This window comes from Mycolicibacterium sp. HS_4_1, from assembly GCF_054515875.1.
Window position 1 is genome coordinate 5,913,327 of the sequence record NZ_CM137261.1, and the last position, 19,262, is coordinate 5,932,588.

The window sequence follows — 19,262 nt, forward strand, 5'->3', positions numbered from 1 at the left end:
CGGCCGTGAAGGTGGGAGCGGCCAGGTCGTCGAGCCGCACGACATCTGTGGTGTCAGTCACACTAGTTATGTTACTATGAGTTTCGTAATGGTGAAAGAACTTGGACGCCCCCGTGATTCGCGCATCGACAGTGCGGCCCTGGCCGCCACCGCCGAACTGCTCGGCGAGGTCGGTTATGCCGCACTGTCGGTGGACGCCATCGCCCAGCAGGCCGGCACCAGCAAGCCGGCGATCTACCGGCGCTGGCCCAGCAAGGCTCATCTGGTTCACGAGGCCGTGTTCCCGGCCGGCATCGCCACGAACCTGCCGGACACCGGATCACTGGCCGGTGACGTCCGGGCGATGGTCCGCGGCACCATCGCGGTCCTCAGCACCCCGGCGGCCCGCGCCGCGCTGCCGGGACTGCTCGGCGAGATGACCGCTGACGCCACCCTGCACAGTGCCCTCCTCGAACGCTTCGCCGACGCACTGGGCCCCGGGTTACACGCCCGCCTCGATGCCGCTGCCGCACGCGGCGAGCTCCGTTCCGGCGTCACCGCCGCCGACCTCACCGAGACCATCACCGGCATCGCCTTGCTCGCCGCCCTCACCCGCAGCGACACCCCCGATAACGACTGGATCGACCGCAACACCACGATGATTCTGAAAGGTATTGGCGCATGACCGAATCCGGTGCAGCATGGCGGGAGCTCCTCGACACTCTCCGAGACCTCGACAAGTCCTTCCTGGAGGGTCCCCGCGCGGTCACCGACGACCGGCAGATCGCGGACGGTTACCGGATGCTCGCGACCGGACTCGGCGTGGCCCTGGACTGCTACCTGTTCCCCGAGCCGGGACGGCCACAGTTCGTCGCGGTCAACACCCCGACGCGGCACGACCGCCGCTGGGGCGGCGACAACACCGACGCGTACTACCACATGTGTCCGGTCGACCCGGAGCGCAAATACCGGATCTTCGGCAACAAGGGCGACAGTGTCTATCTCTCGCTGACCGCGTACAACGAGCCCTCCCCCGGAGCCTGGTCCAACCGCGTCGTGGCGATAATCCGGGATACCGACATCGAATTCGATGCCGACGGCAACTTCTCCTTCGAGCTCGGCCCCCTGCCCGAGGCGGCCGTCTTCCTGACCCGCGACTACCAGGCCGATCCGACAACGGGACGTCCCGTCACCTGGCACATCGAGGCGCTCGACCCACCGGAACCGTTCCGGCACAGTGACGCCGCGACCGCTGCCGCGCTACGGTCCAGCGCCACCTGGATCCGCACACTATTCGCCATCATGCCGATGCCGGTCGGCACCCGGGCGGTCGATGAGGCCAGCCTCGGACATGAAACCGCCCATCTGGCCAACGAATTCGCCGCGCCCTACCAGGTGCCGGACGCCAACTTCGGCTGGTCGGCACGCGACGCATGCTATTCCTATGGCAGCTTCGTCCTGGCCGACGACGAAGCTCTGGTCATCACGCACCGTCCGCCGGCCTGTCGCTTCTGGAACCTGGTGGTGTGGAACCAGTTCATGGCCACGCCGGGCGCCAGCGACGCCCGCAGCTCACTCAACGGCTACAGTGCGGTGCCCAACTCGGACGGCACCGTCACCGTCGTGCTGTCTCGGGGTACCACCGCGCACCCGAATTCGCTTACCACCCTGGACTATCCGCAGGGCAACCTGGCGTTCCGCTGGTTCCTGACGGATCAGGTACCGGACCGTCCCGAAGTCCAGCTGGTGAAGATCGCCGACGCCCCCACCACTGCGTCCTGAGCGACTTGCGCACGAAAAGGTACGCTCACAGTACTTTTTCGTGCACAAATCACGGGATGATGGCGTCGATGGCCCGGTAGATTCGTTGCTCGCTGACCGGCCGCGGGGTACCCAGCTGCTGGGCCCAGAGGCTGACGCGCAGCTCCTCGATCTGCCGGGCGATGTCCCGGACGTCTTCACCTTGGCAGCGCAGCGGTGAAAGCGCCTGCCGCAGTTCGTCGTACGCGTCTTGGACCGCGTGGACGCGGTCCATCCGTTCACGGTCGGCGGCAGGTGCTTGGGGCAGTCGCTCCAAACGTCGGCCGACCGCGGTCAGGTATCGGGTCAGGTCGGCCAGGTGGGTCACCCCCGTCATCGCGACGAACCCGACAGGCAGCAGGCGGCCCAGCTGCGTGCGAATGTCCGCGACCGCATCGGCCTGGAGCGCAGAAGGCTTGTCGGGCAACGCAACCTGTGCCGCATGTGCCGCGGTCAGCACGCGCTCGACGCGGCCGACCACGTCGAGTGTCGTCGGTACCAGCTTGGCCGCGACGGCGTCCCGCAATGACCCGAATTCAGCAGCGGTCCACACAGGCTTGGGCGCCAGCACCCGCACCGCGGCGTCGGCGCAGTCTTCGAGCAGCGCCGCCAGGCTGCCGTCCGGATTGGTCGACAGCGCGAGGCGCGCCCGGGGATTGAGCCCGCGCTCGGCAGCCTTGACCGGTGACGGCGCAGCGAGCCGCAGCAATCGCCGCAGGCCCGGCCCCATGGCCGCGGCCTGCTCCGCCACTGTCGGGAACACCCGGATATCCACCGCTGCACCGGTATCCACGAACGCCGGGAATCCGCGCACGGTGTGACCACCGGACGAGCTCTCCACGGTGCGGGGCAGCTCGGCGAGGTCATCGGGCCAGGCCGACAGGGCGGTGCGCTGCAGATCACCCGCGACCGCTCCGGCGACCGCCTGGCGTACGGAGCCGGCCAGGCGATCGTGCAGCGCGCCCAGGTCCTTGCCGCGCGCCACCTCGGCCCCGTCTTTCTCGATCGCAAAGGTGACCCGCAGGTGGTCCGGAACCTTGCTCAGGTCGAAGGCATCGATCGGCACGAGAATGCCGCTGCGCCTGCGTAGTTCACGCTGCAGTTCCTGCAGCAGCGACCCGTCTCCGGGATTGAGATCCGGCAGCACCGCCCGCGCCGTATCGGGTGCGGGCACGAAATTACGCCGCAGATCCTTGGGCAGGGACTTGATCAGCGCAGTGAGCAACTCCTCGCGCAGCGCGGGTACCTGCCACGCGAATCCGTCGCCACCGAGCCTGGCCAGCACCTCGACCGGAACATGCACCGTCACACCGTCATCGGCGGCGCCGGGCTCGAACCGGTAGCTCAACGGCAGGGACAGGTCACCGGTCTGCCAAGTATCGGGCTGATCAGTGTCGGTGTCCGTGCGCAGCAGGTCGTCGCGCGTCATGGTCAGCAGGTCCGGCGTCATGTGCCGCTGCTTTTTCCACCAGGCGTCGAAATGCCGTGCCGACACCGCACTTTCGGGTACCCGCTGGTCGTAGAAGGCGTAGACCTCGTCGTCACCGGCGAGCAGGTCACGGCGCCGCGCGCGCTCTTCCAGCTCTTCCAGTTCGGCCCGCAGTCGGGTGTTGTCCCGGAAGAAGTGGTGCCGGGTCTGCCAGTCGCCCTCGACCAATGCGTGCCGGATGAACAGCTCACGCGCGACCACGGGGTCAACCTGTGCGTACCCGACCCGGCGGCGTGGCACCAGCGGCAGGCCATAGAGCGTCACCCGTTCGAACGCCATGACGGCGCCGCGGCGGGCATCCCAGTGCGGCTCACTGAAGGTGCGCTGCAACAGATCTCCGGCGACCCGCTCGACGGTCTCGGGTTCGATGCGGGCGGCGATGCGGCCGAACAACCGGCTGGTCTCCACCAGATCGGCGACGACGATCCACCGCGGCGGCTTCTTGGTCAGGACCGAACCCGGCGCCAGCACGAACCTCGAGTTCCGGGCGCCCTGGTAATCACGCGTCTCGCCCTCGCGCAAGCCGATGTGCGACAGCAGACCCGCGGCCAGTGCGGTGTGGACACGCAGCGCATCGGCGTCGTCGCCCGACTCCCGGATGCCGAGATCCGCGGCGATGCTGCGCAATTGGCCAACCAGGTCCTGCCATTCCCGAATCCGGAGATAGTGCAGGAACTCGTCGCGGCACATCCGGCGGAAGGCACTGCCGGACAACTGGTTCCGCTGCTCACGCAGGTAGTTCCACAGGTTCAGGTAGGACACGAAGTCCGAATGCTCGTCGGCGAATCGCGCGTGCTTCTGCCGGGCCGCCTCTTCCCGGTCCGACGGCCGCTCCCGCGGATCGGGGATCGACAGCGCGGCAGCCAGGATCAGGACCTCGCGCACGCAGCCTTCGGTGTCGGCCTGCAGGATCATCCGGCCTACGCGCGGGTCCAACGGCAGCCGGGCCAACCGACGTCCGACGTCGGTGATGGCGCCCTTGGCATCGAAAGCGCCCAATTCCTGGAGCAATTGGATGCCGTCTCGGATGCTGCGCGCCTCGGGCGGGTCCAGGAACGGGAACGCCTCGATGTCGCCGAGTCCCAGAGCCGCCATCTGCAGGATGACGGCGCCGAGGTTGGTGCGCAGGATTTCCGGATCGGTGTAGCGCGGCCGCGCCGCGAAGTCCTCTTCCGAGTACAACCTGATACACACACCGGGCGCGGTACGGCCCGACCGGCCGGACCGCTGCGCCGCCGACGCCTGCGAGATCGGTTCGATCGGTAGCCGCTGCACCTTGGTGCGCCGGCTGTACCGCGAGATGCGCGCGGTGCCCGGGTCGACCACGTAACGGATGCCGGGCACGGTCAGGGATGTCTCGGCGACGTTGGTTGCCAGCACAATCCGGCGTGGGCCGCCAGGTTTGGCGTTGAAGACCTTCTGTTGGTCGGCGGTGGGCAGCCGGGCGTACAGCGGCAGGATCTCCGTCGGGAACGTGTCGCCGGAAAGCGCGTCACGCAATGCCTCTGCGGTGTCGCGGATTTCGCGTTCGCCGGACAGGAACACCAGCACGTCGCCGGCCGGTTCGGATTCCAGTTCGCGCACCGCGTCGACGATCGCCTCGGTCTGGTCTCGCGTCTCGGTGCGCACGATTTCGTGGTCCGGGTCGTCGGGATCGTCCGCGTCGTCCGCCACGACGGGGACTTCCAAAGGCCGGTACCGGATTTCAACCGGATAGGTGCGGCCCGACACCTCGACGATCGGAGCGTCAAAACTGCGCCCATGCTCGACTCGGCCGAAGTGCTTCGCGAACCGCTCCGGCTCGATGGTCGCCGACGTCACGATGACCTTCAGGTCTGGGCGCCGCGGCAGTAGCTCGCGCAGGTATCCGAGCAGGAAATCGATGTTGAGGCTGCGTTCGTGCGCCTCGTCGAGGATCAGGGTGTCGTACCGGAGCAGCCGGCGGTCCCGCTGAATCTCGGCGAGCAGAATGCCGTCGGTCATCAGTTTGACCAGGGTCGAGTCGCTGGCTTGGTCGGTGAACCGCACGGTGTAGCCGATGGCACCGCCCAGCGCGGTGCCCGTTTCGTCGGCGATGCGCTGGGCCACCGTCCGCGCCGCCAGGCGCCGTGGCTGGGTGTGGCCGATGGTGCCACGGATACCGCGGCCGAGTTCCAGGCAGATCTTGGGCAGCTGCGTCGTCTTCCCGGACCCGGTCTCGCCGGCGACGATCACCACTTGGTTGTCCGTGATGGCCTGGGCGATCTCGGCGCGGCGGTCGGTCACCGGCAGATCGGGATAGATGATGGTGGGCACGGCCGCGAGACGGCTCGCGATGACACCTTCGGCCGCCGCGATCTGTTCGGCGATCTTCTCCGGGTTGTCGCCGCGGAGGTTCTTCAGCCGACGGCCCAGCCGCGCGGCGTCTCGGATGGTCAGACCATCCAGACGATCACGCAGTTCGCGCTGCTGTTGGTCGGACACTGGTCCCAGGATAGGCGGTCTACTCGCCCACCAGCACCTTGGCTGCGAGGGTGACCCAGTCCTGGAGATGCGGGTCCCGCGCCGCATTCCGACGATCGAACGCGTAGGTCAGTGCGACGCCACGCATGCTGGTGTTGAGCGTTTCCCGCACGCGGGCGTAGTCCGGATGTTGGTTGAGCGGCGCGCCGAACATGGCGTCGGTCACCGTGCGCACCTGCTTGTAGAGGACGCGTTCCTGCTGCTCGAGGCTGGCCCGAAGTTCGGGGTTGTGCCGTGCGGCCAGCCACAACTCCGTCGCCGCCCAGAAGTAGTCCTGCTGGTAGGTCGACCACATCGACGTCACGGCCGCGCGAATGCGCTCGTGCGGATCGTCGGGCCACGCCGTCCGCGTACTCATTTCGTTGAATCGCGCTTCGGCAAGGTGCTGGACGGCTGCCACGAGTAGCGCGTCCCGCGAAGGGAATTGGTGCAACAGGCTGCCCCGGCTGACCTCGGCCATCTCCTGGATGCGCAACGTAGAGGTGCCAGCGTAGCCGTGCTCGACCAGCGCACGGACGGCGGCGTCCAGGATGCGCTCCTGCACCGCGATGCCGCGGCGTTGCGCACGTCGTGGTTGCGTCATCATCGCATCATAAACTAGTCAGGGTTGACTAGTTTAGCCGGATTTGCCTACGCTCTGCCGCAACAACTCGCAGGAGGATGCGCATGGACACCGAATCCATAACCAGGTCCGCCGATCGCATGTGGCACGACGTCTTCCTGCCCGACGACGTGCAGCACGTCCGCGCGATGGCGCGCGACGCCGTTGCGACGCACCTGGCGCCGGTGGCGCGCGAGATCGCGCAGCGTGAGGAGTCCGTCGATTCGTTCCCCTGGAGCGCGTTCAAGGGCCTTGCCGGCGCCGGTTGTTTCGCGGTGCCGTTCGAGCAGCCGTTCGGCGCGGGCCTGCAGCACCCGATGCTGGCGACGTGCATCGTCACCGAGGAGATCGCCTACGAGAGCTCAAGTTTGGCCGGCGTGTACGACGGTCAGTGCATCCTCAATGCCCGTGCGCTCTCATTCGCCCAGCCCCACATCCGCGAACAGGTGCTGCCTGGCCTCATCAGCGGCGACGCCGTCTTCGCCTTCGCGACAACCGAACCCGACGCATCGAGCGATCTGACACCGACTGCGCTGAAAACCGTCGCCACTCGAACGCCAACTGGATTCAGCGTCAACGGACGCAAACGCTGGATCACCAATTCGACTGTGGCCGATTGGGTTTGCGTCCTGTGCCGCGACGGTGACACCGGCAACGCGACCATGCTGCTGGTCGACATGCACAGCGCCGGTGTCCACGTGGGTGAACCGGACTTGAAGATGGGCCACCGCGGCCAGATCACCGCCGACATCGTTTTCGACAACGTTGCGGTACCGGCAGACCACGCGCTCGGCGAGCCCGGCCGGGGCCTGGCCACTGCATTGGCGTCATTGGCCGCGGGACGCCTCGGCATCGCGGCGGCCGGTGTCGGTGTCGCGCAGATCGCCCTCGACCTGGCGGTCGCCCGACTTCGGAGCCGAGAACTGTTCGGCCGCAAGCTCGGCGAGATGCAGTACTGGCAGTACAAGTTGGCCGAGCGGGCCACCGAGCTCGAAGCCGCCCGCTCGATGTACCAGAAGGCGGCCGTCCGCCTCGACCGCGGCGATCGGTCTGGCGAGCCGGAAGCGTCGATGGCGAAGTCCTACGCCACCCGCCTGGCCAACGATCTCGCCCGCGACGCCCTTCAAATCCATGGCGGCTATGGGTTCGCCCGGCGCGTATCGGCGACCGGCGAGAGCTACCGGCTCGAGGAGATCTACCGCGACGCCAAAATCCTGGAGATTTTCGAGGGCGCAAACGAGGTCCTGCAGTGGGTCATCGCCCGCCACCTGATCGGCCGCGACATCACGGGGTAGCGGTCACTCCAGCGCCGCGCGGGCGAGGCGGCATTCGAGGCCCTGCACGACACGCAGAAGTCCGCGTGCCCACCATGCCTGGCGGACTGACAGCCGCCGATGCCGGCCGATTGTTCGGAGGTACGGGCGGAACGCGGTGAATCCCGCCGAAATGGCGTTCCAGCAGGGAAAGTTCGAGACGAGACCTGCCGGAACGCGGTTTCGGCGCAGGAGGCTAGCCCTGATCCGGCGCCCAGTAAGCCAGCATCTCGGCAAAGGTCTCGAACGCCGGCTTGGACACCCCGTACGCGGCTTCCAGGTGGATGCTCAGTGGAAAGCCGAGTTCACCGACGCCGTCGACGACGCGCTTGTACAGGTCGAGCATCAGCGCACGCTTGGCCGCCGGCTCCTCGCCGGCCAGCCGCGTCACGAACTCCTGCTCGGCAGCGACCAACGGATTCCCGGCGTCCTGGATCAGCCAATTGATCAGGCCGACCTTCGACTCCATCTTCGGCACGAAGCCGAACGACAGCAGGATCTCGGGGCGATGCTCGGTGGTCGCGGCGAACTCCTTCAGGAAGCCCACGATCGCATCGGAGTAGAGCAGCTGGGTCATGCCGTAGGTGGCGCCCTTGTCGCACTTGAAGTTGAAGCGCCCGTGCTCGCCGTCACGGGTCGGGATCAGGATGACGCCGCGGTTGGGGACCTGGTCGCGGTAGATCGTCAACGCGTCGGTCGGGGCCACGCCGGCGCCCTCGCCATCGCTCATGGTGCGCGGGACCCCGACGAAAGCGATGCCGTCGAATTCTGCGTCCTGCAGAACCTTGAGCCGCTTCGACAGGGCGTTCGCGTCGAGGAACGACGTCACCTGGGTGCACAGTCCGCGCATGCCCGGCAGCTCGGGCTTCATCAACTGCCAGAAGTCCAGGACATCCATCTTCGGCTTCATCTCGATGGGACGGTCGCCGTCCTCCTCGATCATCCCGGGGATCATGACGTGCCGGATGCGGCCCTCGAGGCCGACGGCCGCAGCGGTGAGCAGCACCTTGTGCGCCTCGTCGACCGCAAACTGAGGGCCACGCTCAATATTGGGCGGAACCAGTTCGAAGGCGATGGTGTTCAGGGTCACGACTCTGCTCCGGATCTCAGGGCTACATACGGGGCGCAGGCGTCACTGACCGCTACGACCCGTAGGTCGTGTTTCCCGTGAAACCTCCACCTTACCGATGGCCACCAGCAAAGAATCGGCCACGTCCGGCTTGCTACACGTGGTAAACCCTTCGCGTGGCTGAACGCGTCAAGTTCCAGAGTTCTACCGGCCCCATGCTCGCCGGCATCATCGACCTCCCTGAAGGCACCCCGCGCGGTTGGGGCGTGTTCTCGCACGGCTTCACCCTCGGCAAGGACTCCCCCGCCGCGGCGCGCATCTGCAAGCAGCTGGCAGCCGACGGCATCGGGATGCTCCGCTTCGACGCCATCGGCCTGGGCGACTCCGAGGGCCACTGGGGCGACGGCTCCTTCACTCACAAGACCAATGACGTCATCGAGGCGTGCAAGTTCATGACCGAGCGCGGCACGCCGTCGGCGTTGTTGGTGGGCCACTCGTTCGGCGGGGCCTCGGTCCTGGCGGGGGCACGGCAGGCGCCCGGCGTCCGGGCGGTCGTCACCGTCGGAGCCCCCATCGATCCGTCGCATGTGGAAAAGCAGTACGACGACATCCTCGACTGCGTGCTGGCGAACGGCAGCGCGCAGTGGATGGTCGGCGGGCGCGAGCTGACCCTCAAGCGCGACTTCGTGGAGGACGTCCGCGCGGCCAAGCTGCACGCCAAGATCAAGGAACTACACCTGCCGCTGCTCATCATGCACTCACCCACCGACAACACGGTGGGCATCGAGAATGCGAGCGAGATCTTCCGGACCGCCCGCCACCCGCGCAGCTTCGTGTCGTTGGAGGGCACCGAACACCTGCTCACCGGGCCCGGGCAGGCCAAGCGGGCGGGGCGCATCATCGGTGCCTGGGCCGACGCCTACGTGGGCCCTAAGTAGTTTCGTTCGCTTTGGCGATCGCCGCGGCCAATTCCTCCAGCAGCGGCGGCACATCCTCTGCGGTCACCACGGCTTCGATGAAGACGAGATCGTCGGGATGCGCTGCGGCATCGGCCAACGCGGCGTCCAGCTCGCCGCAGGTTGTCACCCGATGGGACAACGGGTTTCGTACGCCGAACGCCGCCGGGATATCGCGCCAGCGCCAGCTCACGATGTCGTTGTAGGGCGCGGTGGGACCGTGGATCGCCCGTTCGACGGTGTAGCCGTCGTTGTTCACGAGGATCACCACCGCGGGCACCCCCTCGCGGCCGAACTGGCCGAGTTCCTGGATGGTCAACTGCGCGGCACCGTCGCCGATCAGCAACACGGGACGACGGTCTCGCGCCGCCAATCCCGCACCGAGCGCGGCCGGCAGCGTGTAGCCGATGGACGCCCACAGCGGCTGACCGATGAACGCCACTCCGCTGGGCAGCCGGTGCCGGGCCATGCCGTAGTACGACGTGCCCTGCTCGGCCAAGACGACGTTGCCCGGGGTGAGCGCGCCGCAGACCCTGTCCCACAACGCTTTCTGGGTGAGCAACTGGTCCGGCACGAGCTCGGGATCAGGCGCGTCGGGCATGGGCGGGGACACCGCCGGTGACCGGGTGGGCCGCGACTGCAGGATGCCGGTGATCGCCTCGAGTGCCGCCGACATGTCTAGTGGCGCAAAGACTTCGCCGGCGACGGTGCTCTGGTTGGGCCCGATGTCGATGGTCCGGGCGGGATCGATCTGCTGCGTGAACGAGGCGCTGACCATGTCGGTGAATTGCACGCCGGCGGTGACCAGCACCGGCGCGTCTTCGATGGCCCGGCGGACCGACTCCTGGCTGGAGGTGCCCGCGTAGATCCCGAGGAATTCCGGTGCGGACTCGTCGACCAGGCTCTTGCCCCACATGAGGGTGGCGTGTGGGACGACGTCGGCCGCCAGCAGCGCCTCGAGTTGCGGGACGGCTTCGAGCCGGTGCACCAGCAGGTCGGCCAGCACGGTCAGTTGGTGGTCGCCGATGAGGCGGGCAGCAGCCGCGGTGAACAGCGACAGGGCTCGCGGGCTGGTGCCGCTGGTGTATCGCGGCAGTGGCCCGGTCGGAGGTTCGACCGGGAACCGGGCGACGTCCGTGGCCAGCATCAGGTACCCGGGCAACTTGCGCTCGTGCACCTCGGACAGCACCCGGTCGATCTCCCGGGTAGCGGTGGCCGGCAGGAGTTTGGCTTGCGCGCAGGTGATTTCGCGGGCGATGCGGAGGAAGTGGTCGAAGTCGCCGTCACCGAGCGAGTGGTGGATCACCCGGCGGGAGCCTTGGACATCGATGGACGGGGTGCCGACGACGTGTACCACCGGGACGTGCTCGGCGTAGCTGCCTGCGATCGCGTTGGCCGCCGACAGCTCACCGACGCCGAACGTGGTGATGAGCGCCGCCATGCCCCGCAGCCGGCCGTAGCCGTCTGCGGCGTAGCCGGCATTGAGTTCGTTGGCACTGCCGACCCACCGGACATCCCGGTGCGCGATCACATGGTCGAGCAACTCCAGGTTGAAATCACCTGGTACACCGAAAATCTCGGTGACACCGAGTTCAGCCAGCCGGTCCAGCAGGTAGTCACCGACGGTGTATTCGGGCATGCCGGCCTCCTGGGGTCGCTGGTATGGCGATGGTATCGGCGATGGCCGCCGATGTCGGCCCGACAGGGCCTTGAGAGATCACTGACACAGCGGTCGAGGCGCTCTACAGTTGCGGAACCAGCTGGTTCCACACATGTGAGGAGCACCCATGCCGGCCAGTCGAACGCCCAAGCGTGCCGCCGGGCGCTGGAATCCGGCGCTCAAGGGCACCATCCTCGACGCGACACTGGCAGTCGTCACCGAATTGGGCTACGACCGGATGACGATGGATGATGTCGCGGCCCGCGCCGGAGTCGGCAAGGCGGCGATCTACCGGCGCTGGTCGTCGAAGGGCGAGGTGGTCGCGCAGGCCATCGCACACTGGCGCCGCTCGCTCGGCCCGGCACCGGCTCCCGATACCGGCACGTTGCGCGGCGACCTGGACGCGCTGGTGGCAGCAGTTCCGGACTACAACGTCGAGGAAATCAACATGTTTCGCGTGGTGGTCGGCGTGGCGACGGCGGCGATGCACGACCCTGCCCTGTCGGCGGCTCTCGACGATCTGGTGCTCAGCGTGCCGCGCCAGGTACTGCGATCGGTCCTGGACCGCGCAGTGGCCCGCGGCGAGATCTCAGCCGCCAGGGACCTGACGCTGCTGCCTGATGCGGTCCTCGGCCTCAACATTCTGCGAATGATCTCCGGGCGTCCCATCGACCGCATCTACGTGCGCCGCGCGTTGGACGACGTGGTGTTGCCCCTGGCCACCGCTTCGCCGGCCTGACAATCGGGGCTTGCGCACAATGGCCCGTCGTGTCACTGTTGAATGGAACTGACTAGTTCCATTCAACGTGGGGAGGTCGGATGGCAACCCAACACACGCCCGCACTGATCGTCGGCGCCGGGGCGGCTGGACTGGCCACCGCCGCGCTGCTGGCCAAACACGGCGTCGAATCCCTGGTCATCGAGAAACGGCGGGAAGTCTTCCGCTATCCGAAAGCGCGGAACCTGAGTTTTCGCACCTTGGAGGTGTTGCGTGGGCTCGGCTTGGCCGATGAGGTGCACGCCGTCGGCGCCGCTACGCCCGACATGGTGGTCAAACCGGCGCTGAACAGCGCCGAGGAGCTGCCTGCCATCGATATCGCCGCCATCTTCGCAGGGCTGGACGGACTGAGCCCCGAACCTGTCATCCAGTACTGCCCACAGAGTCGGCTGGAACCAATCCTTGTGCGCCACATCAGGAATCATCGGGGCGAGGTGCGGTACGGAACCGAGTTGGCAGCAGTCGACCAAGACGCAACCGGCGTCAGTTCGGTGGTGCGCGACATCGACTCCGGGGCGACGACCTCGATTCGCAGTGACTACCTCGTCGCCGCTGACGGTGTGCACAGCCACCTTCGCGACGTCCTCGGCATCAGTACCTCCGGCCGCGATGCTCTGCCCATCTACGTGGTGTTCGTCTACTTCCGGGGCCCGTGGCAACGATTCGTCCCACACCTCGGTGACGGCGCCAGCGTCCAAGTGAAAAACGCTCACGTGGACGGCATCTTCGTGCCCGCGGACGGCGACCTGTGCGTCTTCATCACCACCTACTTCCCACACCGCGGGCAGTCGGCCGCCGAGTTCACCGAACAACGCTGCCGGGACCTGATTCTGGCGGCGGTCGGAGAGCCGATCGACATCGAGATCATCGACATCACACCCTGGCAGCCGTACCAACGGGTTGCCGACTCGTTCGCGTGCGGGCGCACGTTCTTCGTCGGCGACGCTGCCCACGCGATGCCGCCCTTCCGGGCCGGTGGGGCCAACGTCGCGGTCCAGAGCGCCGACAACCTGGCTTGGAAACTGGCTGCGGTACTACACGGCCAGGCCGGTCCCGAACTGCTCGCCACCTATCACGACGAGCGCCATCCCGTCGGGGCCTTCAGCAGCCGGCAATCCTTGACCGGACCGATCCTCGATCTTCTCGACATCGGCTCCTATCCCCGCCTGGAAACCGACGAAGAGCAACCGATGTTCGCCCTGCTGGTGGGCTACCAGTACCAGTCCGCGGCCGTCGTCTCCGACACCGCCCCGGCCGGCGCATCCCCGGCCCTCGTCACCGAGTTGCGCGGGCAGGCGGGCACCCGGGTTCCGCACGTCTGGCTGCAGTGCGGACGCGTCTCCACGCTGGATCTCGTCGGCACCGGATTCACGCTGTTGACCACGGACAGCAGCGGCACGTGGGCCAAGGCCGCCCCGGACACTGTTGTCGTACAAGCTATTTCAGCTGACGACCGGGCTGCGTGGCTCGCCGCGACCGGCCTGCAACCCTCGGGTGCGCTGCTCGTCAGGCCGGACGCCTTCATCGCATGGCGTGCCGAGGCCCTGCCGCCTGACCCGGCGGCCGAACTGTCCCGGGTGTTGCAGACCGTCCTGGCCGGCGGACAGGGTGATCTTGCCGGCGGCAGCTGATCCCGGGGCGGCAATCACGTTGAACATCAAGGTGATTGCCACCCCGAAGCTTTATCATGAGCACCATGACCGTTCGCCCACGTCGGCTGGTGTGGCAGGTCGCGGCAGCGTCGCTGCTGGCGGCCTGTAGTTCGAACACGTCAGCGACACCGGCGTCGAGCACACCCACCGCAGCGCCTGCGGAGACCACCACCGTGGCCCCGCCACCGTCGCCGGTGCCCATCGTGCCGATCAAACCGAATGCACGGCAGGCCAAGTGGGTCGACCTGCAGGTCGGCGACTGCCTGAACACGCCCCCGCCCACCGACCCGAGCGTCGTCGAGGTGACGCTGGTGGACTGCGCCGCACCTCATATCGCCGAGGTCTTCCTCCGCGCCAATGTTGCGGTCAACGACGCCGTTGCCGGTGTCGCCGACCAGCGGTGCGCGGCAGGCCTCGCGCAGTACACCGGTCAGAGCAGCCGGTACACGTCCACCTATCTGATCGACTCGAACATGGACCGCACGGGACACACCCCACTGCCCAGCACCGTCATCTGCCTGCTGCAGTCGGCCACCGGCCGATCGCTGGACGGGTCGGCTAGGGCCTAGCCGTCAACAGGATGTACTGGGCGGCAACCTGTTCGTGGGCGTCCTTCAGTTCGGCACCGCGAGCCTCGATGGCGTAGTTGCCGGCGGGCGCGACACAATAGAACTGCTTGGGGTTGGCCAACAAGATGCACCGGCTGAGTGTCAGCCCGGGCACCGGATCGGCGGTCTCGGTGCCGTCGACCGAAACCTCTTTACCGAAGGCGTTCGCCACGTTGACCGCTGATGCCGGGTCCTTCGCCTGATACACGCTGGTCTTCCCACGCGCGAAACCCGTCACACCGTTGTCCTGGAACACTCTGGCCGAGGAGATCGGGTTGCTCTGGAAGTGCAAGGCCCCGGTACCGGAGTAGACGGCGTTCTGGGAGTTTCGTGGCGAATCGGTCAGCAACGTCAACGCCAGGAGTCCCGTCGGATCGACCGGCACCGACGCCAGGTCGGCAGCCGGTTTGAACGGATCGATCGCACCGATCTGCGCGCCTATGGTCTTGGCCACCAACGCGATGGCGGGATCAGGACCTGCTGTCGATTGGGCCAGCTGGATCAGGACATAGGGACCGTGCGTGGTGAACGACCGCACGGTGGTCAACTTCGCACCGCGGGAATCCATATCGTACGTCGACGCCAGCGCATCCGGATGGTCAGGAATTGCAACGGTTTTCGGTTCCGCACCGCGAATCTTGAGCTGGAGGGCCGCCGCATTCATCTCACCGGCGGCGGCGCCGGCATCGGCCGGCGAGGCGAAACGCAGCACGCCATTGATCAGGACGGCCTTGGTCGCAGACTCCCGAGCCGACGCGAACCCATCGATGAAGTTGTGCCTGCCGGCGGCGGTCGCGATGCTTTCGGGTCCGAACTGGGCCAACCCGCCGGGCTCGTCGATCACGAAATACGTTGACAGATAAGGATCGGTGAGCGTGCTGTCGACCGCCCACGGTCCCACCACGTAACCGGCCAACTGCTGCGACTCGACTCTCGCGCCGATTGCTGGGGTACCCGCAGCGCCGTAGGGCTCATGCGCCTTGGTCGGGTAGGCGCCCGGTTTCAACTGCGCCGGAGCGACGATCGCCGGCGGAGGGGGTGCCGTGGAGGTCGCCGGCTTCGCCGACGACGTCGCCGGGCCGGACTGCGTTGAGCCGCCGCCGCAGCCCGCGGCCAGCACCGCCACCGCCACCACCGCTCCGCAGTTGACCAGACCCCGCATGCGTTCCTCCCCTGCCGACTGCAGACCAACCTACCCACCGTCACGTGCGCGTGGCACTGAACCGCATCAGGTGACCAAACGTCGTGGTACCGGTATCGATACGGAGCCCGTTGCGCCGCCCCTCGGCAGCCAGCTCATCGGGATTCACCAGGCGGAACGGCGACCGGTCCAACCGGTGGACCGCCGTGGCAACCGGTGTCCTGGTCAGGTCATAGCCGACGAACACGCCACCGGGCCTCAGCACCCGGGCGATCTCGGCGACCGCGGCTTCCCACTCGATGACGTGGTGCAGCATCAGGCAACTGACCACCGAATCGAACGTGTCGTCGTCGAACGGCAGGCGGGTCGCGTCGGCACTCTGCACCGTGACCTGCGGGCGCTCCTTCAACCGCCGCGCAGCGGCGTCGACCATCACCGGGTCCAGGTCGGTCGCGGTGATCGCCAGCCCGGGACGCGCGTTCGACAGCCCCTCAGCGATTGCGCCACTGCCGGAACCGATTTCGAGAAGCTGATCCCCCAGCCGATCGGTGGGCAGCATGTCGAGCACGGCGCGGGTGGTGGTTCGCCACATGGCGCCGCAGCAGAAGGCGCGCTCGACTCTGGACATCACCGGCATTTGCGGCCTCCTCCTCGTGGTGTCCCTCGAGTATGGAGTCGCTCGCGGCGTCACGACTTGGACGGATCCGTCGAATTCCGCAACGCTCGGGCGATCTCCGACGGCGGGGCTCCAGTCATCTCGCGGCACACCCGGTTGGCATGCGAGCCGTCGGCGAATCCGGCCAGGTGCGCAGCATCGGTGACGTGCTCACCGTCGGCGAGATGCTTCAGCCCGGAGAGCAGCCGGACCCAGCGAGTGGCGGCTGAGAAGGACACCCCGGTCTGCTGCCGGCACAGGCGGCCGAGATAGTCGGGAGACACCGCCACCTCGCGCGCGACTGCTGTCAGATCCACGGAATCGGTTGTGCCGCTGTAGATCAGATCCATCGCCTGCCTGAGTTGCGGGTGCAGCACCGGTTGCTCCTCGGGGTCACCGCAGAGGCGATCGATCAGTGCTGCGGCGGCCATTTCGGGGTCCGCGGCGAAAGCGTCCGCCACCGCCCGCGCCAGTACGTGACCACCGGCCGGCATCCAGATACCGTCATCAGACTCGCTCTGGCTCAGGGCGTGCAGCGCCACCCCGGGCCAGGTATGCGGCGCCAGATAGAGCGCCAGCATCACATCGTCTGGATCGGCCCGGACGGCGTGGCCGGCACCGCTGGCGATGACGACGACGTGCCCGCTGCGGGGCGCAGCGCCGTCCGTTCGGACCGTCAGCGGACCCGTCATCCCGACACCGACCTGCACCGCGGGATGACGATGAATCTCCAGGTCGCCGAAGGTGCCGACCACCATGGCCTGCGCCTGACCTATCTCCCAGACGGGCATACCCCATGCTAGCGCCGGGACTGCCGGCGCTCGATCGCCTCCAGCGCCTCTTGCGCCCACCGCAGGTTCTCCTGCTCGAATGAGATGCCGCGCATCAACGTCAGATAGGGGCCGATCCGATCCGCGTCGGCCAGGAACGCCACCTCGCTGCGGCCGCCCAGGATCCGGTTGCGAATGCGCTCATAGAGTTCGAGTTGATTGGTCGACCACTGGATTCGGTCTCGCAGGCCCGCGCACACCGCAGCGGCGTTACCGCTGTCCACGGTGGACACCTGGACCAGCAAGTCGTCACGCATGGCCAAGGGCTTCGGCGTCGCTTCGGTGAAGGCGTGCACCGCGGCCCGCCCGGCTTCGGTCAGGGTGAACAGTCGCTTGTTGGGTCGGCGCTCCTGTTCGACGATGCGGGCCTCGATCAGACCGTCGGCCGCGAGGCGGTCGAGTTCCCGGTACAGCTGCTGCGGAGTGGCCATCCAAAAGTTGGCGACGGACGCGTCAAAGCCCTTGGCCAGGTCATATCCCGAGGCCTCGCTGTCGAGCAGGGCCGCCAAGACGGCGTCGCGCAGAGCCATGCAGGAGAGTGTAGTAGTCAACAAAGTGATTAGTCACATATAGACATGCCAAGCTTGTCCGGCTAGCGTCACCGATACCTAATCAACAAATTGACTATGCGAGGTATGCGATGCAGGCATTCCGCAAGGCCGTCGAGGCCGCCGACGCCGAGGCCATGGCCGCCTGTTTGGCCGACGACGTGGTGTTCACCAGCCCCGTCGCCTTCAAGCCCTATCCCGGCAAGCCCATCACCGCCGCGATCCTGCGCGGCGTGCTGCGGGTCTTCGAGGACTTCCGCTACATCCGTGAGATCAACGATCCCGAAACCAACAGCTACGCATTGGTTTTCGAGGCGACCGTGGCCGGCAAGACGGTCAACGGGTGCGACTTCATCCACGTCAACGACGAGGGCCTGATCGACGATTTCATGGTGATGATCCGGCCGCTGTCCGGCGCCATGGCGCTCTCCGAGGCGATGGGCGCCCAGTTCCCCCAGATCCAAGCGGAGGCAGCCGAAGCCCTCGCAGCTCTCGCCGCAAAGGAACAGTCAGCATGAAGATCGGCCTGGGCATCAACTACGCCGGCGGCTTCAAGGAGGTCGTGGCCGAGGTCGCCGACCTCGAAAAGGCCGGCCTGGACGTCGTTTTCGTCCCGGAGGCGTACTCCTTCGACGCCGTCAGCGCACTCGGCTATCTGGCCGCCGCCACCGAGCGGGTGGAACTGGCCTCGGGCATCCTGCAGCTCTACACGCGCACCCCGACCCTGACGGCTATGACCGCCGCCGGCCTCGACTACGTGTCCGAAGGCCGGTACATCCTGGGCCTCGGCGCGTCGGGCCCGCAGGTGATCGAGGGCTTCCACGGCGTGCCCTATGACAACCCGATCGGGCGTACGCGCGAGGTCGTCGAAATCTGCCGCCAGGTGTGGCGCCGTGAGCGACTCGCATACCAGGGTAAGCACTACACCATCCCGCTGCCCGAGGGCCAGGGCACGGGGCTGGGCAAGTCGCTCAAGCTCATCAATCACCCTGTACGCGAACGGATTCCGGTGTTGCTGGCCGCGCTCGGGCCGAAGAATGTGGAATTGGCCGCGGAGATCGCCGAGGGCTGGCAGCCCATCTTCTATATGCCGGAGCGGGCCAAGGACGTCTGGGGCGACGCCCTGGAGGCCGGGTACGCCAAGCGGGACGCCTCGCTGCCGCCCATGGACATCTACGCCGGCCCGGCGCTCGCCATCGGCGACAACGTCGAGGGCATGCGCGAATTCATCAAGCCCCACATCGCGCTCTACATCGGCGGCATGGGTGCCAAGGGCAAGAACTTCTATCACAACGTGGCGACCAAGTACGGCTACGGCGCCGAAGCCGACCGGATTCAGGAGCTGTACCTGGCCGGCGACAAGGATGGTGCGGCGAAAGTCGTTCCCGACGAGCTGGTTCGGGACATTTCGCTGATCGGTAGCCGGGAGTTCGTGAAGGAACGGGTGGCCGCCTTCCGCGAGGCCGGGGTGACCGTACTCAACGTGGTGCCCATGGGCGCGACGACCGCCGACCGCGTCAAGCTCGTCGAGGAACTACGCGACCTGGTGTAGATCCGATGCGACGTCATTGGACCGCGTGTCGTCTCCCCTGCGACCTGTGCGGCCTGGACCCGTCAACGCACGCTGACATTGTCAGCCTCGGCTGACAGCTCCGGGCGCGACATGGTGAGCAGAGAGTTC

The 19,262-nt window shown here is 67.1% G+C and carries 17 protein-coding genes; 9 read left to right on the forward strand and 8 right to left on the reverse strand.

Annotated features, from left to right (window positions below; genetic code table 11):
- Window positions 1–88 precede the first annotated feature (88 nt).
- Window positions 89–664 carry a TetR/AcrR family transcriptional regulator gene (locus ACX12F_RS28440; protein ID WP_459367559.1) on the forward strand — a complete coding sequence of 192 codons (576 nt, stop codon included), beginning with the start codon at window positions 89–91 and terminating at the stop codon, window positions 662–664.
- Window positions 661–1,761 carry a DUF1214 domain-containing protein gene (locus tag ACX12F_RS28445; RefSeq protein WP_459367560.1) on the forward strand — a complete coding sequence of 367 codons (1,101 nt, stop codon included), beginning with the start codon at window positions 661–663 and terminating at the stop codon, window positions 1,759–1,761. Before ACX12F_RS28440 ends, ACX12F_RS28445 begins: the two co-directional genes overlap by 4 nt.
- 49 nt (window positions 1,762–1,810) lie before the next feature.
- Here ACX12F_RS28445 and hrpA read toward each other — a convergent pair whose 3' ends face one another.
- Together hrpA and ACX12F_RS28455 are read right to left on the reverse strand one after the other, a co-directional pair.
- Window positions 1,811–5,731, reverse strand: coding sequence for an ATP-dependent RNA helicase HrpA (hrpA, locus tag ACX12F_RS28450; RefSeq protein WP_459367561.1), 3,921 nt, complete (start codon window positions 5,729–5,731; stop codon window positions 1,811–1,813).
- A 19-nt stretch (window positions 5,732–5,750) separates the two neighbouring features.
- Window positions 5,751–6,353 carry a TetR/AcrR family transcriptional regulator gene (locus tag ACX12F_RS28455; RefSeq protein ID WP_459367562.1) on the reverse strand — a complete coding sequence of 201 codons (603 nt, stop codon included), beginning with the start codon at window positions 6,351–6,353 and terminating at the stop codon, window positions 5,751–5,753.
- 83 nt (window positions 6,354–6,436) lie between these two features.
- Here ACX12F_RS28455 and ACX12F_RS28460 point away from each other — a divergent pair, with 83 nt between their 5' ends.
- Window positions 6,437–7,666, forward strand: coding sequence for an acyl-CoA dehydrogenase family protein (locus ACX12F_RS28460; protein ID WP_459367563.1), 1,230 nt, complete (start codon window positions 6,437–6,439; stop codon window positions 7,664–7,666).
- Between the two features lie 214 nt (window positions 7,667–7,880).
- Here ACX12F_RS28460 and ACX12F_RS28465 read toward each other — a convergent pair whose 3' ends face one another.
- Complete coding sequence (locus ACX12F_RS28465; protein ID WP_459367564.1) at window positions 7,881–8,774, reverse strand: mycobacterial-type methylenetetrahydrofolate reductase; 894 nt, start codon at window positions 8,772–8,774, stop codon at window positions 7,881–7,883.
- 155 nt (window positions 8,775–8,929) lie between these two features.
- Here ACX12F_RS28465 and ACX12F_RS28470 point away from each other — a divergent pair, with 155 nt between their 5' ends.
- On the forward strand, window positions 8,930–9,691 hold the full coding sequence (locus tag ACX12F_RS28470) for an alpha/beta hydrolase family protein (RefSeq protein ID WP_459367565.1): 762 nt from the start codon (window positions 8,930–8,932) through the stop codon (window positions 9,689–9,691).
- On the opposite strand, the gene ACX12F_RS28475 is transcribed toward ACX12F_RS28470, so the two are convergent.
- Window positions 9,684–11,348 (reverse strand): alpha-keto acid decarboxylase family protein, encoded by a 1,665-nt coding sequence (locus ACX12F_RS28475; protein ID WP_459367566.1) that lies wholly within the window; start codon window positions 11,346–11,348, stop codon window positions 9,684–9,686. The genes ACX12F_RS28470 and ACX12F_RS28475 overlap by 8 nt on opposite strands.
- A 148-nt stretch (window positions 11,349–11,496) precedes the next feature.
- On the opposite strand from ACX12F_RS28475, the gene ACX12F_RS28480 reads away from it, so the two are divergent.
- The 3 genes from ACX12F_RS28480 to ACX12F_RS28490 all read left to right on the forward strand — a co-directional run bounded on the left by ACX12F_RS28480 (window position 11,497) and on the right by ACX12F_RS28490 (window position 14,368).
- Window positions 11,497–12,108, forward strand: coding sequence for a TetR/AcrR family transcriptional regulator (locus ACX12F_RS28480; RefSeq protein WP_459367567.1), 612 nt, complete (start codon window positions 11,497–11,499; stop codon window positions 12,106–12,108).
- Window positions 12,109–12,188: 80 nt separating this feature from the next.
- Entirely contained in the window at window positions 12,189–13,778 is a 1,590-nt protein-coding gene (locus ACX12F_RS28485; RefSeq protein WP_459367568.1) for an FAD-dependent monooxygenase, read from the forward strand.
- Window positions 13,779–13,843: 65 nt separating this feature from the next.
- Window positions 13,844–14,368 (forward strand): hypothetical protein, encoded by a 525-nt coding sequence (locus ACX12F_RS28490; protein WP_459367569.1) that lies wholly within the window; start codon window positions 13,844–13,846, stop codon window positions 14,366–14,368.
- Here the strand turns inward: ACX12F_RS28490 and ACX12F_RS28495 are convergent.
- Genes ACX12F_RS28495 through ACX12F_RS28510 form a run of 4 tightly spaced genes read right to left on the reverse strand, consistent with a single transcriptional unit; the run spans window position 14,358 to window position 17,563 of the window.
- Window positions 14,358–15,569: a DUF7373 family lipoprotein gene (locus tag ACX12F_RS28495; protein ID WP_459367570.1), complete on the reverse strand. Its 1,212-nt coding sequence runs from the start codon at window positions 15,567–15,569 to the stop codon at window positions 14,358–14,360. The two genes, ACX12F_RS28490 and ACX12F_RS28495, sit on opposite strands and share 11 nt — an antisense overlap.
- Window positions 15,570–15,609: 40 nt before the next feature.
- Complete coding sequence (locus tag ACX12F_RS28500; protein ID WP_459367571.1) at window positions 15,610–16,185, reverse strand: class I SAM-dependent methyltransferase; 576 nt, start codon at window positions 16,183–16,185, stop codon at window positions 15,610–15,612.
- A gap of 50 nt (window positions 16,186–16,235) precedes the next feature.
- Window positions 16,236–16,994, reverse strand: coding sequence for a helix-turn-helix domain-containing protein (locus ACX12F_RS28505; protein WP_459367572.1), 759 nt, complete (start codon window positions 16,992–16,994; stop codon window positions 16,236–16,238).
- Between the two features lie 8 nt (window positions 16,995–17,002).
- Complete coding sequence (locus ACX12F_RS28510; RefSeq protein ID WP_459367573.1) at window positions 17,003–17,563, reverse strand: PadR family transcriptional regulator; 561 nt, start codon at window positions 17,561–17,563, stop codon at window positions 17,003–17,005.
- A gap of 110 nt (window positions 17,564–17,673) precedes the next feature.
- Between ACX12F_RS28510 and ACX12F_RS28515 the strand changes: the two genes are divergently transcribed.
- Together ACX12F_RS28515 and ACX12F_RS28520 are read left to right on the forward strand one after the other, a co-directional pair.
- Window positions 17,674–18,099 (forward strand): nuclear transport factor 2 family protein, encoded by a 426-nt coding sequence (locus tag ACX12F_RS28515; RefSeq protein WP_459367574.1) that lies wholly within the window; start codon window positions 17,674–17,676, stop codon window positions 18,097–18,099.
- On the forward strand, window positions 18,096–19,133 hold the full coding sequence (locus ACX12F_RS28520) for an LLM class F420-dependent oxidoreductase (protein ID WP_459367575.1): 1,038 nt from the start codon (window positions 18,096–18,098) through the stop codon (window positions 19,131–19,133). The genes ACX12F_RS28515 and ACX12F_RS28520 overlap by 4 nt, the downstream gene beginning before the upstream one ends.
- The last annotated feature ends 129 nt before the right edge of the window (window positions 19,134–19,262 follow it).